This is a genomic window from Desulfonatronospira sp. MSAO_Bac3 (genome assembly GCF_003838035.1).
In the GTDB taxonomy this organism is placed as follows: domain Bacteria; phylum Desulfobacterota; class Desulfovibrionia; order Desulfovibrionales; family Desulfonatronovibrionaceae; genus Desulfonatronospira; species Desulfonatronospira thiodismutans.
Genome location: NZ_QYZY01000381.1, coordinates 1 through 15,858, shown reverse-complemented (window position 1 = coordinate 15,858; position 15,858 = coordinate 1). Strand labels below are relative to the sequence as shown.

The following is a 15,858-nucleotide window of genomic DNA, read 5'->3' as shown; positions in this document are numbered from 1 at the left end:
GACCAGGGTCCTCGCAGGGCACAAAGACCGGCCCGGACCCATGAGCGCCGACCGCCAGCTTGATTTTCCGTGGATCCATTCCCCGCACCACGTACAGGCCTGCCCCGGACTCATGCCGGGAAACAATGTCCTGCACCCTGCCCTGCATATCCTCGCTAGTCTGCGGTTCATGCGCCGCAATGAGTACTACCAGGGAAAAGCCCCATTTCCGGCTCATCTCCAGGGCCAGTTCCAGCGTGGTTTCCGAGAGTCTGGTTCCGGTAAAAAGAACCTGCAGCGGCGGCTGGAACCTGGATCCTTCATCCATGATCAATGTCAGGCCGCGGCCCTGACTGATAATGGCCTTCGCAGCGGATCCCATTCTCTGACCTCGAAGCTGCGACCATCCTGTCCGGCCCATAATGGTCAGATCCGCCTGCCTGGAGGCATCCAGAATCTCCTTGGGGACCCCGCCGCGGGTTACCCGGAACTTAAATGGCACGTTTTGCCCGGCAGCTAACTCCTCCAGGGCCCGCTGCAACCGGCCGGCCACTATACGCAGCTGTCTTTCCGTTTCCGTACGCTGCATGCTGCGACCCGAAATACCCCAGAAAGACACTTCCCGGGCCAGGGGAAAATCACACAGTCTGAACAGATCGGCATCCTCTACAAACAGGGCCTCCAGCTCCGCGCCCTGGGCCGCAGCCAGTTCCACTGCAGCCTTTAGAGCGGACAGGCTGTGCTCAGAAGCATCTAAGGGCACCAGAATCCGTTTAAACTCAGTAAAATGCTTATCCTGCTTCAAGACTCTCCTCCCTGCTTGTCACCGGAAGCAAACTGCATTCGTTTTTCCGAGAGTTCCTTGAGGCGTTTCTGGACCAGGCCGTTGATGCTCTCTGCAGGATACTCCCCTTGGGAGTCAGCTTCCCCGGCAAAGCGTTGGGTAAGGATTTCCATGCCCTGGTCCACAGTGCTTACCGGATATATGTGAAACTCACCCCGCTCCACTGCCTGAACAACGTCCCGGCGCAGCATGAGGTGGGTCAGGTTTGCTTCCGGGATGAGCACTCCCTGCTTGGAGGTCAATCCCCTTTCCCTGCAGATATCGAAAAAACCTTCAATTTTTTCGTTGACCCCTCCGATGGCCTGGATCCTTCCGTGCTGATTCACAGAACCGGTCACCGCCAGGGACTGATTGAGGGGCACCCCGGATATGGCGGAGAGCAGACAGAACAGTTCGGCAGAGGAAGCGCTGTCCCCCTCAATACCGGAGTAGGACTGCTCGAATACCAGGCTGGCGGACAGGGACAGGGGAAGGTCCGGGGCGTATCTGGAGCCCAGGAATCCGGACAGGATGAGTACTCCCTTGGAATGTATGGGACCGCTCAATTTTGCTTCGCGCTCGATATCTATGACCTCGCCCTTGCCCAGGCGGATACGGGCGGTGATCCTGTGCGGACGGCCGAACATGAAATCTCCCATGCCCATGACCGAAAGCCCGTTAATCTGGCCGGTCTGCCACCCCTGTGTATCAATCAACATGATATCGCGCTGGATGGCTTCCTGGATATGCTCGCGCATGCGATCGCTGCGAAAGACCGAGGCCTCAATGGCTTGCTCTACATCCACGTCTGCAACGGATTCCCGGCCATTTTCCCCGGCCCAGTAGTCAGCTTCGCGCATGAGGTCGGTAAGTCCCTGGATATGGGTTGACAGTTTTTTCTGATCCTGTACCTTGCGGGCGCTTTGTTCCAGAAGCCTGCTCACACCGGTTTTATGAAATGGTTTCAGCTTTTCCTCCTGGATGACCCCTGCCATGAACCTGGCAAAAAATTCCTGGTGATTCTCGTTCCAGTCCATGCTCGTGTCAAAATCGGCAGCCACCTTGAAAAGCTTGGAAAATTCAGGGTCGAACTCTTTCAGCAGGTAATATACCAGGGGGCTGCCCACCAGGACCACCTTTATATCCAGAGGCACAGGCTGCGGTTCCAGGGAAATGGTGCTTATGAGGCTGAACATCTCGGCCAGAGATTCAATCTTGATCTGCTGGGAGATCAGGGCCCGCTTCAGGCCGTCCCAGGCCCCCGGGTTGATGAGATTAAAATCCGTGATAAGGGCACCCATCAGGGGCTGATGCTCCACCCGGCCCACCAGATTGGCATAAGTGGGGTTGTCCTCATAGATTACCGGTGCCCCCTGAGTCTGGCTGTTGTCCACCAGGACATTGACCCGGTACCTGCGCATTATCTGCTCCCGGCCCCCGGATTCCCCCATGGCTGCAGGATGCTGCTGACCAGAACCCTCTGCCTGGTGTTTATCGCCTTCCAGGATGGTTTGCACGTTTTTAATGATATCCTCAGAAACTGCGTCCAGAAAACTGCTTACATCCTGGTTGTCCTGATATTTTTCCCGGATCTCGTTGATCATGGGCCCCAGGGCATACTGGGCCACTTCGTGGTTCAGATCCGAAATCTTCTGGCGCATATCCCTCTGCCAGGCTGGAAACTTCTGGAACATGCGCTGGGATTCATTCTGCATTTCCTCCATGTCCTTTTCCAGCTGCTTACGCCGGTCTTCGTCCAGTTTCTGGAACTCCTCAGGGGACATGATCTCTTGGTTTTGCATCGGAGCAAAGCTGAGCCCGCTTGGGGTCTTGAGCAGAGTAAGGTTTTTCTGTCTGGCCTTTTGCTGCAGCTCCTCGAACACGCTTTGCTGATACTCCTTGAATTCCTGTTGAATGGCCTGAACCCGGTTCTGATACTCTTCGCTCTCAAAGGCTCCCTTCAAGGCATTGGGGACCTCCTGGCTCAGTTTTTCCATATCCTGGGCCAGGGCGTTGCCCCAGCCCTGGGGCAGATGCAACAGACTGGGTCTGCCCGGATTTTCAAAGTTGTTCACGTAACACCAGTCCCAGGGAGATAAAGCCTCCTCCAGCTTACGGGAAAGGTACTGTCTGGCAAAGGCGTGTTTGCCCATTCCGCTTGGGCCCAGGGCAAAAATGTTGTAACCATGCTGCCTGATGCCCGCCCCGAACTTCAGGGCCTGAACCGCCCGGGGCTGGTTCACGCCCTGACTCAGGTCGTTCAGGGGGTCCAGTTCTGCAGTGGTTTCAAATTGAAACTGCGACATATCGCAACCCTGGTACAACTCTTCCGGAGTCAATTTTCTGTGATCCATAAGCTACTCCGCTGTTGGACGCTTTAAGAAGTTCAGCACTAAAGCGGGGATTTTATTTTGCCCGGGGTATCGGCTGTCCCGGTGTCTGATTCCACAAGTCCTCAAAAAATGCTGCTGCAATGGTATCTGTTTAGCGCTTTGCATGTGGCATGGGGACTGGCTCTTCCGTCACGCCTGAAGCGTGATGGTCCCAAAAAATGAGATATTTTAAGCACAAAATGATGCTCAAGTGGGTCCCGGAGTGCCTGTCCCCTGCTTTCCTTAAAAGGGCTAAACAGATACCTGCAATGCTTTTCTAATTATCACATAAAAGGCAGTTGCCAAGGGAAAAGCAGAAACGCTTTTAACTGCCTGCTGCTGTTTTACTTTGATTTTTAACTGATTTTTTCCCTGCAGGCAAATCATGCGCAATCTTTAAACAGCCGGGCTACAAGGCGCATGTGGCCTTTTTCCTGCTCTGAGAGCCTGAAAAAACATTCTGCTGCCTCCCGGGGATAGTCTTTGTTTTCTGCCAGATTGCGGTACATATCATAGGCCATAGTTTCAATTTCCAGGGCAACCTCGAGAAAATACAGGCACAACTCCGCCTGGTTCACCTGCCTGAATTTTTGAGCCCAGCCGCTGACATCCAGGCCGCCTTCAACAATACTGTCATCTGCTTTGCTGAAAAAAGAGTCAAAGTCCTCATCAAACAAGTGTTTTCCCTGGGCGAAAATAACCCGGGCATGCGCCCTTTCAAGCCCTGCCAGCTTTTGAAGCTGGTCTTTAAGGCTCTCATCTCTGATACTTTCCAAAAATCCCGTATAGAATTTTTCCGCACCCTTTTCCAGGGACACGGCCCTGCTCAAAACTGTCTTTAAATCACTGGAACCGGAGAAAATGTCCACCCTGGGATAATCCGGCAGCACTCTATTCTGATAGGCAGTTATTCCGCCCTCAAGATTTAAAATGTCTGTATCAAAAACCCCGCTGTCCCTGGCCAGAACAGCCGCTGTCATGGACCTCTTACCGCTTCGGCAGTAAAAGACCGCCTGCCTGCCCGGATCCAGCTCCCCAAGCCTTCCCTCCAGTTCATGCAGAGGTATCAACCTGGCTCCGGGAATATGTTCCTGGGTATATTCCTGGGGCTGGCGCACATCCACCAGCACATACTCGCTTTCTTTGTGCCGGGCTGAAAATTCAGCCAGTTCTTCCGGATAGATATTTTTTATCTCCGCCTTGCTCATCTGTTTTCCTCCATTGTTAACATTTCACTAACCCTGGCCGGTCGTTTTGTTTTTGCTGCTTACAAACAAATACGGGGCGAGGCTTGCCCCTGTACTCACCTAAAGCTGGCTACGCCCGCACCCCATTTTTTTCACGCAAAGGCGCTAAGATCGCTAAGGAAGGCAGCCTTGTCCAAAGCCGTGTCCCGGTTTTGGACAATACACCTGCTTCGCGTCTTTGACTTTGCGTACTTTGCGTCTTAGCGTCTTTGCGTGAGAATTTTTTTGTTTTTAATGACCCCAGTGTATTGGAAGAAAATACACGGGGCAAGCAAGGTTTCAGGAGTAAGTCACTAAAAGTTTGATGACGTCATGATTTTTCCATGCTCAAGAATAGCCGGAATGGCCGATTCCAGTGGAACGAAGCGCACCGGACGATCCTGCACCATGACAGTCGTATCCAGGGTTAGATTGACCACGAACAAAACTGACGGCTCATAGGCATCCAGGAAGCTCCTGGCGGAACGAGAGACGGCCGGACGACTCATGCGGCCGGCCTTGACTTCTACGGCGATGACTTGATGGCCGTCACTAAGGACAAAATCCACTTCAGCTTTGGAGGTGGAACGCCAGTACTGCACGGACCATCTAATTGGCAGGTTCTTGAGCAGCTCGGACAGCAGCCAGTTCTCCACCAGCGCCCCGGTGTCCGGTCGCTCCAGGATATCCGGTTCTGAAACTTGACCCAGTAAGACGTTACGAATGCCGTTGTCCACAAAGTAGCATTTGGGATTGCGGGTCACTTCAGAACGCTTTCCCTCCTTAAAAGGCAAAATACGTCGTACAATATGGGTTTCTTCCAGGATATCCAGATAATTCTGGACTGTCTTGCGATTCACACCGCAGTCCTGCGCCAGATTGGACATGTTCAGCAGGTTGCCGACGTCAAAGGCCAACAGCTTCAACAAACGGCGAAAGGCGTCTGGATACCGGACCTGGAACATGTCTGATGCGTCGCGCAGAATGAATGCCTCAATCAGCTCCCAGAGCACAGCCTCCGGAGCAGACGAGAACCAGACTTCCGGATACCCACCAAAAGTCAAGTGCCGCGCAAGCTGCCCGCGACGCTTGTCCATGACCAATGCCGGCGGCAAAGTTTTGGAGGGCGCAGCAGTCTCTTCCAGGGAAAACGGCAGAAGTCTATGCCGGATGGATCGACCAGCCAGTGACTCTCTAGTCCTGGCCATCAGGTGGAAGCTGGAGGAACCCGTAACTAAGATTTCTTCCGCATAACCCAGGTCCACAAGCCCTTTCAGGAACAGCCCGGCCTCGGGAAGGTGCTGGGCCTCTTCGAAAAATAGAGGTACAGGTCCGGGTACAAGTTCTTTTAGATCGCGCAGAAAAGGAACCGCCTCTTTGCACCAGGAGCGGATCAACATGTCCTCGCACAGGAGAAACAGCGGATGCCTGCCGGATTTTTGAAACATGCGCCAGGCCAGGGTTGACTTTCCGGCCTGTCGTGGCCCGATGAGCAGCCGCACCTTGGGCTTGCCGAGCATAGGTTCTTCAAGGCGGCTCTGCGCAAGGGAGCGCTGTACATAATTTTCAGGAATGTGTGATGCGACAAATTGCGAAGGCGTCACCTCATCCCGCAGCCAGGGATTCAGAAAAAGTATGCGTTGAACTAAGTGACTGTCCATATATTCTCCCTTACGCCCTGGTCATTCTGCCGACGGGCTACTGCGCAGAGTCTGCAATGGCCATGTCGAGCGATCCCAAAAGCAAGAGACCATGTGTTTTATGCACGCTTAACACTGCCAAATGGTATCGTCAATACCGTTTAACGGGGTTATTCGCGACCAGTCCATGCTTCAATCTCTACTTTCATCACCCGCTCGCACCACCCCCTCAGGCATAGTGGAACAATAATCTCCATCATCTTCCCCGGTAACCATTCAGAGGGTGCCGGAACCATGCAAATAAAGGCCTCTTGCTTTACAGGCGGGCAATACTTTTCTGGGGCTTTTTTTTTCTATAAATGTTGGAGCTTCTTTGAAACCCCTGCTATCTGTCAAGCCAAACACTCTCCTTCTCCCCCTTGAAATCCTGTAGTTTTCCTTTATAATTCAAGCCATGCCCCAAACCCATTATCTTTCTGAAAAGGATGTTTTCCAGGCCCTGGAAGAGGGAGCTTTGCTGCTCACAGTAAACCGCAGGCTGAGCCGCAGCCTGCTGCAGCGCTTTACCAGCCACCAGGCTTCAACTGGCCGCACCGCCTGGGAGACTCCGGATATCCTGCCCTTGAGCAGCTGGATCATGCGCTGCATGGAAGAGATCACCTACCACCACCCGGATGTTTCCCACCCCTTGCCCATCACCCGGGACCAGGAGCTTTCTCTGTGGGAGGATATCATCCGGCAGTCCCCGCACTCCCGGGGACTTCTGCACCTGGAGGAAACAGCCCGCCAGGCGGCCCGGGCATGGACCCTTTTTGAGCAATGGAACCTGCAGGACCAACAGGACCCGGCACTCTGGAGCTCTCCTGACCACAGGGCCTTTCTGGAATGGAGCACTGCTTTCAGGGATTATACCCAAGGCCGCGGCTGGATGGAGGAGGCAAGGCATACCCGGCATGTGGCCCGCATGTTTGAGAAGGGCTGCCTGCCTTGCCCCGCACACCTGGTTCTGGCCGGCCTGGAAAATCTAAGCCCGGTTCAGGAGCATATCCTGGATGTCCTGGATGGTCTTGGCTGTAAGATAAACCACCTGGAACCCGCCCGCAACGACCCCGCAATAACCCTGATGCCCCTGGCAGACCGGGAGCAGGAGATGCGCACCTGTGCCCTGTGGGTGCGCACTAAGCTTGAATCAGACCATGAACAGCGCATAGGGGTGGTGGTCCCGGATCTCTACTCTGTGCGCCAGGAAATCATACACACCTTTGATGCGGTTTTGCATCCGGATACTGCCTTTGAACCCCTGCCCCCGGAAAAGCGGGCCTATGACCTGTCCCTGGGAAGACCGCTGTCCGGCTATCCCTTGATACGCTCTGCCCTGCACCTTCTGGATCTGCGCCTGGACCCCCTGCCCCTGGAGACAGTCAGTGCCGTCTTGAACTCCCCTTTCCTGAAAGGGGCAAAAAGTGAAACACCAGCCCGCAGCGGCCTGGAAACACTGCTGCGCAAAACCCGCGAACCACAGATCTCTTTTTCCTTCCTTCTGGACAAGGCCGCAGACAGTTCAAAATCCTGGTCCTGCCTTGTTCTTGCCCGGAGCCTCAAGGCCTTTCAGGCCAGGATCAAGGAGCTGCCATCAACCCAGCCTCCCAGTGCCTGGGCCCAGGATCTTGATCTTTTGCTGCAGGATCTGGGCTGGCCGGGGGACATAACCCTCAGCAGTCATGAATACCAGACCGTGCAGGCCTTCAACGCCTGCCTCAAACGCCTGGCCGGCCTGGACCGGGTAATGCCCTCCACGGGCATGTCCCAGGCGACTCAGACACTCAGCCGGATACTTAATGAGACCATATTTCAGCCGGAACCGCCTGAAGTCCGGGTACGCATAATGGGCATGCTGGAAGCGGAAAGCGAATCCTTTGACGAGTTGTGGATCATGGGGCTTACCGACCAGGCCTGGCCCCAGTCTCCCGAGCCCAGCCCCTTTCTGCCCGTATCTCTGCAGAAACACCTGGATATGCCCCGTTCAAGCCCGCAGCATGAACTGGATTACGCCCGCAGGATCATGCACAGGCTTTTGCAGAACACCTCCCGGGCCATACTCAGCTACCCCTGCCGGGAAGAGGATCTGGAACTTTTGCCCAGCCCCCTGTTAAGGGAGATATCAGGCCTGGAATTCAATGAGCCCGGGCTGTTGCCCGACCCGGACCCCTGGGCGGGACTTTCTCCAGGGGAGCAGCTTAAATATTTCCAGAATGAACAGGCCCCGCCCTTGAGCCAGGCATCCCGGGCTCCCGGAGGAACCGGGGTGCTTCGCTCCCAGGCACTCTGTCCCTTCCAGGCCTTTGCCCGTCACCGCATGCACGCCCGGAGCCTGGAAGAACCAGTCGTGGGCCTGGGTCCCCCCGAGAGGGGCATAATCATGCACGCGGCCCTGGAATATTTCTGGCAATCCTGCCGGGATCAGGCTGCTCTTCTTAATCTGACAGGCGACAGGCGTCTGCAGATGATTGACCAGGCAGTGGATCAGGCCATCCGGGAAATGCATTCCCAGAGGCCGCAGACAATGACCTCCCGGTTTCAGGAACTGGAGAAACGCTCAAACATCAGCATCAATGGGCTGGAGCTGAATGTCGTGGCCGACAGGATGGATCGCCTGGAAGACGGAAGGCTGGTGGTAATTGACTACAAGTCCGGCAGGCATGCCATGTCCGAATGGTTCAAAAAGCGCCCGGTGGAGCCCCAGGTCCCCCTTTACACCCTGTTTTGCCCCGAACATGTAGCCGGGGTTTATTTCGGGGTTGTGCGCAAGGGAGAATGCGCCTTTGTGGGCCTGGGACAGGAGGACGGCATAGTGCCCGGCTGCAAGGGCTTTGCATCCCATAAGCTTACCAGTCATTACCAGCACTGGGACGAACTTTTGCAGGACTGGAAAAAAAGCCTGGAAAAGCTGGCCCAGGAATTCATGCAGGGCCAGGCCCGGGTTGATCCGGAAAGCCCTAACGCCTGCCGCCAGTGCGACCTGGAATCTATTTGCCGCATATTTGAAACCGGACAACCTTTTACACAGGGTAACTATTCACTATGATGATTTTGTGCTCCAGTGGTCCGGGGGTTCGGCAAACTGGGTCCCGCACTTACTTTTTCTATGTCTGACCAATTTTCAAATCAAGACTTGCCAAAAAGTAAGTGCGGGATCTGAGCGACGTAGGAAGCGTTAATCAAAACCGTTAAACACTCAACTTGATTCAAAGCATATTTTGGTTGTCTTTCTGGCTGAGAATACCATGTATAGGTTTTGATTTACGCTGCCTTGGAGCGAGTTTTTACGTCCTGTTTGCCGAATCTCCGGACCATGGCTATTTGTCAGCAGTTGGTGAATAGTTACCACACAGGAACCCCCTGATGTCACCTGAAATTGAAGACGCAGCACAGCGAAGTCAAGCCCTGGACCCTAAACGTTCATTCATAGTCCAGGCCCCGGCCGGATCGGGCAAGACCGAACTGCTGACCCAGCGCACCCTGGCCCTTCTATGCACTGTCCAGGCCCCGGAAGAGGTGGTGGCCATCACCTTCACCCGCAAGGCCGCCGGGGAGATGCGCACCCGCATCCTGCAGGCCCTCTCCCGGGCGGCTGACGGGGAAACACCCGGTGCACCCCATGAAAAGACCACCCTGGACCTGGCCGCCCGGGTCCTGGAAAGAAGCCGCAGCCTTGGCTGGGAACTGGAATCCTCCCCGGGCAGGCTGCGCATTCAGACCATAGATTCTCTTTGCTCCGGGCTTGTATCCCGCATGCCCCTCCTCTCCAGCCTGGGCGGCCAGGGAAGAATAAACGACAATCCCGGGGAAATGTATCTGCAGGCGGCCCGGTCCACTTTGGCCCAGCTGCACAACTCTTCCCCGGATGCAGGGCATTGGAGGGAATCCATCCGCGTCCTGCTTCGCCACCTTGACAACGACCACGACAAGACCTGCCGCCTCATAGCCGGCATGCTCCCCCAGAGAGAGAAATGGCTTCGCCACCTGGCCGACCCGGGCAACAGCCGCCTGCAGCGACAATACCTGGAACAGGCCCTGACCCGGGCGGTAGAGGAGGAACTAAAGGAAGTAAGCCGGCTCATGCCCTTAGAGGAACTGCCAAGGATTGCTCGCCTGGCCGGGTTTGCAGCTTCAAACCTTCAGGATGAGGACCAGAAGTCCACCCTGGAAAGACTGGCCGGGCTTGACTCCCTTCCAGGCTGCAATTGCCGTGACCACCCGGCCTGGTTAGACCTGGCCCGGTTCTGCCTGACCAAGGGCGGGACAATCCGCCGCACTGCAGACAAGAGTCTGGGTTTTCCCGCCCCCTCCGGCACCCGGGACCCTGAACTCAAGGTCAGGCTGGAGGAAATGAAGGCGCAGTTCAAGGCCTGTATGCAGACTCTGGCCTGCATTCCCGGACTGGAAATGCGGCTGCAGGAGGTACGCCTGCTGCCCGGGACCACGTATTCAGGCTCCCAGTGGCAGACCCTGGAAGCACTTTTTGACGTGCTTCGCCTGGCCGCGGCCTGCCTGCAGCTGGAATTTCAGGACCAGGGCAGCGTGGACTTCACCGAGATCACCACCCGGGCCAGGCAGGCCCTGGGCACGGATGAGGACCCCACAGACCTGGCCCTGGTCCTGGACAGCCGCATCCAGCACCTGCTCATGGATGAATTTCAGGACACCAGCATCTCCCAGTACCAGCTCCTGCTGGCCCTGACCGCGGGCTGGACCCCGGGGGACGGCAGAACCTTCTTTGCAGTGGGGGACCCCATGCAGTCCATCTACGGCTTCAGGGAGGCCGAAGTGGGCCTTTTTCTCCAGGCCAGAAGCCAGGGTCTGGACCATATCCCCCTTGAGCCCCTGCGGCTCACGGTCAACTTCAGATCCCAGGCCGGCATAGTAGACTGGGCCAACCAGGCCTTTCCCCGGGTCCTGCCCGAGGTGGAAGATCAGATGACCGGAAGCGTGCCCTACTCCGGCTCCCATGCCTTTCTGCCCCCCCTGGAAGATCCTGCCGTACAGGTACATCCATTTTTCGATGCAGATTTCCAGCCGGAAAGCAGCCGGATTGTATCCCTGGTCCAGCAGGCCAGGCAGGAAGACCCCGGAGGCACCGTGGCCATCCTGGTGCGAAGCAGGCCCCACCTGCAGGCCGCATTACCGGCCCTGCGCCAGAGCGGCCTTGAGTACCAGGCCGTGGAAATAGACCCCCTGAGCCGCCGCCCGGTAATCCAGGACCTGTGCTCCCTGGCCCGGGCCCTGACTCACCCGGGGCACAACCTGGCCTGGCTGGCGGTCCTGCGCGCCCCCTGGTGCGGTCTGGACCTGGAGGACCTGGCCATCCTGGCCGCGGACAAGGATGCTTTCATTGTAAACCGCATCCAGGACCAGGACATTTTGTCCAGCCTGAGTCCTCAGGGCCGAAGACGCCTGGACAGGGTCAGGGAAATCCTCTTGAAATTTCTACAGCAAAGGCAGCGCAGCGGACTGCGCAGTCAGGTGGAGTCCTGCTGGAAGGCCCTGGGGGGACCGGACTGCCTGCACTCTCAAAGCCAGCGCCGGGACGCGGATGTTTTTTTCAGACTGCTGCAACAGCGTCTGGAACACTCTCCCCACAGGGTAGTAGACGAACTGGAAAACGCCGTTGCCGGGCTTTATGCAGGACCGGACACCTCCGCCGGCCAGGATCTGCAGGTCATGACCATCCACAAGGCCAAGGGACTGGAGTTTGACACCGTTATTATCCCCGGCCTGGGCCGGGCCCCGGGATCTGACGAAAACCCTCTCCTGGTCTGGATGGAGCGTACTTCGCCCCGGGGACACACCGACCTGCTCATGGCCCCCAAAACCGCCACCGGTGAGGATAAAGATCCGGTCTATGCCTATATCCAGCGCCTCATGGCCCGCAAGACCAGCCACGAGGACGGCAGGCTTTTGTACGTGGCCTGCACCAGGGCCAGAAAAAGGCTGCACCTCCTGGGTCATACCGGACTGACGGAAAAAGGACTGCCGTCAAAGCCGGCCGGAGGCTCTCTTCTGGAGTCTTTGTGGCCGGCGGTAAAGGACGAATTTGAACGGGCTGCGGCCACCCCCCGGGATGATGCAGATACCCGGGAAGAACACGGAGCTTCAGCAGGGCAGACACTTTACCGCCTGCATCAGGACTGGCAGCCTCCCCGGCTCCCTGCAGGAATCACCACCCCTTCAGACAGCCGGCCGGATCCCGGACAGGAAAGCATAGTCTTTGACTGGGCCGGGGAGACCATCCGCCTGGCCGGCACATGCGTGCACCGCTGGATGCTGACTATGGCCGAGGAGGGAATTCACAAGTGGAGCGTAAAGAAAATCCGGGGGCTCAAGTCTGTCTTTGCCCGCCAGCTAATGGACCTGGGCATGCTGGAAAAGAGTCTCGAAGAAGGGGTGGACCTGGTGCAGCAGGCCCTGGAGAACACCCTGAACCATGATACAGGGCGCTGGATTCTGGGGCCAAGGCAGAGGGCGCGCAATGAATACGCCTTGAGCGGCCTGGACAACGGCCAGGCTGTTGCCGTATCCATGGACCGCACCTTTGTGGATGATGCCGGCCTGCGCTGGATCATAGACTACAAGATCAGCCGGCATTCAGGAAAAGATGTGCAGCGTTTCCTGGACCAGGAGCAGGCCCGCTACCAGGAGCGCATGCAGACCTATGCCCGGCTCATGCAGGCCGCAGAACCAGGGCCTGTAGAGCTCGGCCTTTATTTTCCCCTGCTCATGCAGTGGAGGCACTGGCCTGCAGGGGATTATTCCAAGTTGCAATCAAGATGATTTTTCCAGACAGTTATGAATATCACTATATTCGGAAAACCAGAAAAAAATTTTACCATAGAGGAAACAGAGGTACACAGATTTAGCAGTGTCATCTTATGCCTTTTTCTCTGTGAATCTCTGTGATCTCTGTGGTGTCAAACATTTGATGACAACGGGCACAAAGATCATCTTGAATGCAAATCGGAATTAGACTTACTCCTGAAACCTTGCTTGTCACGCCTCTGGCGTGATAAATCTTCTTCCAATACACTGGGGTCACAAAAAACAAGAAAATTCTCACGCAAAGACGCCAAGTACGCAAAGTTAAAGACGCGAAGCAGGTGTATTGTCCAAAATCGGGCCACGGTTTTGGACAAGGCTGCCTTCCTTAGCGATCTTTGCTTGCCCGGTTAAATGCGTAAGCACCTCGAAGAGGATTTAACTGGGCGCCTTTGCGTGAAAAAAATGGGTTGCGGGCATGGCCCGCGTTAGATTTTTTCGGGTTTAAAGTCCGTATTCCTCTGCTTTAATGGTTCTTTGCAGGTGCAGGGTCCGGTCTTCCATTTCCGGGCCGTGCTCAAAGCCGGCCAGATGTTCAATGCCGTGGGCCAGAAGGCGGACAAAATGCTCAAATACGGGCTGGCCATAAAGGGTGGACTCGCGTTTTACAGCCTGGGCACTGATAAAGACCTCTCCCAGAAATCCGGATTCATGCTTAGATTCTTCCTCAAAGGCCAGGACATTTGTGGGGCCGGGGCAGAAGAGAAAGGCCGAGTTCAGATGCTGCATGCGGGAGTCGTCGGTGATAACCAGGTTTAGTGATGATTCCCGGCAGTCCAGATTTTCCAGTATCCTGCGGGTTATGTCCCGGACTTCCCTGCGGCCAAGGCACAGGACCGGGAAAAGAGGAGCGCTTAATTCCACGTTTATTTTCAAAGGCAAGCTCCTTCCGGGCGCTGTGAAAGCAACTTACTCATCATGTCCTGATTTTCTTCCTTCTTCCTTTTTTTCCAGGCGGGCCTGATCAAAACGCTCATAGGCCTTGATTATCCTGGCTACCAGGCTGTGGCGGATGACATCATGTTCATTGAAGTAGATGAATTTGATGCCTTCTTCTCCCTTGAGTACATCCCGGGACTGAATAAGCCCGGATACAGCGGCCCCCGGCAGATCCACCTGGGTGATATCCCCGGTTATAACCGCCTTGGAACCAAGTCCCATGCGGGTAAGAAACATTTTCATCTGTTCCGGAGTCGTGTTCTGGGCCTCATCAAGGATGATAAAGGATTCGTTGAGGGTCCGCCCGCGCATGAAGGCCAGGGGAGCCACCTCGATCATTCCGCTCTCCAGAAGTTCCTGGACCTTGTTGAATTCCAGCATATCGTGCAGGGCATCATACAGGGGGCGCAGGTAGGGATTGACTTTTTCCAGCATATCCCCCGGGAGAAATCCCAGCTTTTCCCCGGCCTCCACAGCCGGCCTGGCCAGGATTATCCGTTTGACCACCCTCTGCATGAGGTAGGATATGGCCACAGCCACGGCCAGGTAGGTCTTGCCCGTGCCGGCCGGGCCTATTCCGAAAACCAGGTCTTTTTCCTTTATGGCCTGCAGGTAGGCCCTCTGGGTGGAACTTCTGGGGGCTATGGTTTTCTTGCTGGAAACAACAAAGACTTCCTTCTTGAATATTTTTTTCAGGTCCGCCTTTATGTCCTGCCTGAGGATCCTTAGAGCCGCCTCCACATCCTCGGGGTAGACCTTGTATCCGGATTCGATGAGGGCGTAAAGCTGAAGCAGACTGCTTCTGGCCAGTTCCAGGTCGCCCTGATCCTTTGCTGTAAGAGTCATGGAGCCACCGCGGCTTTCTATCTGCACCCCGGTCTGCTGATGAATCGTCTCCAGATTGCGGCCCTGGGGACCGCACAGTTCCTGAACGTAGGCGGAATTGCTGAATTGCAGCTGATCTGTGTTTTTTTCAGGCATTTTGCTTCCAGTTTTGTTTCATTGCGTAATATTTTCTGCCCTGAAGGCAAAACCAGTTTTTTTGATGTTGAGCACAGAGGCATCATGGGGTATGAACCCGAAGACACGCTTGATGCCGACCTTTCCTGACTGACTCTTTTATACTTTATTGTTGATAAACACAAGACGGGGCAGTGGGTTGTGAGTTCCCGGGAACAAACAAAATTGCAAGCCGGTTTTCTAAAAAAGTGATCCAAAAGAATTTACCAAGAATCATCCCTGAACCAAAGGGCTTTTTTCGTGCTGTATAAGATATACCTGGCATTTTTTATTTTCCTGGCGGGCATGCTTTTAAGCGCCGGCTATTCCTGGGCTTCAGATGAACCCTGGGAGCTTGAGGCGGATCAAATGTATGTGGACCAGGAGAAAAACCTGGTGGAAGCCTTCGGCAATGTCTTGATGTGGCGGATGGATGATTATGTCCAGGCTGATTACGCCAGGCTCTATACTGATACCAACTGGATATATCTCAAGGGGAATATCCAGGCCAGGTTTGAAGGAGATCACATTGAGGGCCGGGAGGCTGAACTGGATCTGGACAATCATGTGGGCTGGATCAAAGACGGCAAAGTATTCATGGCCCAGGACAATGTCTATTTTTCCGGGGAAAGGATGGAGAAGACAGGGCCGCATACGTATACCTTCGAGGAAGGGGTGATGACTTCCTGTGATGACCGCCCCGCACCCTGGTCCATCAAATCCAGCCGGGGCGAAGTCACCGTGGAAGGCTATGCCAGGCTGTGGCATCCCAGGTTCCGGGTCAAGGACCGCCCGGTCCTTTATTCGCCGTACATGATAGCCCCGGTGAAAACAAAGAGACAAAGCGGTTTTCTTTTCCCCACCTTCGGTCAGGGCTCGGAATACGGCTTCAATTTTAATCTTCCCTACTATCACGTTATAGACGATCAAAGGGACATGACTTTTTACGCCAACTACTACACCGATCGCGGATTTATGCCCGGGGTAGAATACCGCCATACGCCGAG

The 15,858-nt window shown here is 55.4% G+C and carries 9 protein-coding genes; 3 read left to right on the top strand and 6 right to left on the bottom strand.

All coding sequences use genetic code 11. From position 1 onward, the window contains the following. From D5S03_RS13290 to D5S03_RS13275, 4 genes are all read right to left on the bottom strand, one after another. Positions 1-784, bottom strand: a 784-nt coding sequence (locus D5S03_RS13290) for a universal stress protein (RefSeq protein WP_287044413.1), incomplete at its 3' end; no start/stop codon positions are given. After that, positions 781-3,156: an AAA family ATPase gene (locus tag D5S03_RS13285; RefSeq protein WP_287044411.1), complete on the bottom strand. Its 2,376-nt coding sequence runs from the start codon at positions 3,154-3,156 to the stop codon at positions 781-783. The genes D5S03_RS13285 and D5S03_RS13290, both read right to left, overlap by 4 nt. A gap of 401 nt (positions 3,157-3,557) precedes the next feature. After that, positions 3,558-4,382 carry a rhodanese-like domain-containing protein gene (locus tag D5S03_RS13280; protein WP_287044409.1) on the bottom strand — a complete coding sequence of 275 codons (825 nt, stop codon included), beginning with the start codon at positions 4,380-4,382 and terminating at the stop codon, positions 3,558-3,560. Between the two features lie 332 nt (positions 4,383-4,714). Then, the gene (locus D5S03_RS13275) at positions 4,715-6,061 is read right to left on the bottom strand and encodes an ATP-binding protein (protein ID WP_287044407.1); all 1,347 of its coding nucleotides are present in this window, start codon (positions 6,059-6,061) and stop codon (positions 4,715-4,717) included. Between the two features lie 433 nt (positions 6,062-6,494). Here D5S03_RS13275 and D5S03_RS13270 point away from each other — a divergent pair, with 433 nt between their 5' ends. Next, the gene (locus D5S03_RS13270; RefSeq protein ID WP_287044406.1) at positions 6,495-9,125 is read left to right on the top strand and encodes a PD-(D/E)XK nuclease family protein; all 2,631 of its coding nucleotides are present in this window, start codon (positions 6,495-6,497) and stop codon (positions 9,123-9,125) included. 317 nt (positions 9,126-9,442) lie between these two features. Continuing rightward, positions 9,443-12,871, top strand: a complete 3,429-nt coding sequence (locus tag D5S03_RS13265) for a UvrD-helicase domain-containing protein (RefSeq protein WP_008870683.1) — start codon at positions 9,443-9,445, stop codon at positions 12,869-12,871. Positions 12,872-13,357: 486 nt separating this feature from the next. On the opposite strand, the gene ybeY is transcribed toward D5S03_RS13265, so the two are convergent. Then, entirely contained in the window at positions 13,358-13,789 is a 432-nt protein-coding gene (gene ybeY / locus D5S03_RS13260) for an rRNA maturation RNase YbeY (protein ID WP_287044403.1), read from the bottom strand. A 33-nt stretch (positions 13,790-13,822) separates the two neighbouring features. Beyond that, complete coding sequence (locus tag D5S03_RS13255; RefSeq protein ID WP_287044402.1) at positions 13,823-14,833, bottom strand: PhoH family protein; 1,011 nt, start codon at positions 14,831-14,833, stop codon at positions 13,823-13,825. A 279-nt stretch (positions 14,834-15,112) separates the two neighbouring features. On the opposite strand from D5S03_RS13255, the gene D5S03_RS13250 reads away from it, so the two are divergent. Continuing rightward, positions 15,113-15,858, top strand: a 746-nt coding sequence (locus D5S03_RS13250) for an LPS-assembly protein LptD (RefSeq protein ID WP_287044400.1), incomplete at its 3' end; no start/stop codon positions are given.

What these genes read in the sequence shown, in the direction of transcription:
- D5S03_RS13285 (WP_287044411.1), bottom strand. Translation starts at nt 3,156, where the DNA reads ATGGATCACAGAAAATTGACTCCGGAAGAGTTGTACCAGGGTTGCGAT.
- D5S03_RS13280 (WP_287044409.1), bottom strand. Translation starts at nt 4,382, where the DNA reads ATGAGCAAGGCGGAGATAAAAAATATCTATCCGGAAGAACTGGCTGAA.
- D5S03_RS13275 (WP_287044407.1), bottom strand. Translation starts at nt 6,061, where the DNA reads ATGGACAGTCACTTAGTTCAACGCATACTTTTTCTGAATCCCTGGCTG.
- D5S03_RS13270 (WP_287044406.1), top strand. Translation starts at nt 6,495, where the DNA reads ATGCCCCAAACCCATTATCTTTCTGAAAAGGATGTTTTCCAGGCCCTG.
- D5S03_RS13265 (WP_008870683.1), top strand. Translation starts at nt 9,443, where the DNA reads ATGTCACCTGAAATTGAAGACGCAGCACAGCGAAGTCAAGCCCTGGAC.
- D5S03_RS13255 (WP_287044402.1), bottom strand. Translation starts at nt 14,833, where the DNA reads ATGCCTGAAAAAAACACAGATCAGCTGCAATTCAGCAATTCCGCCTAC.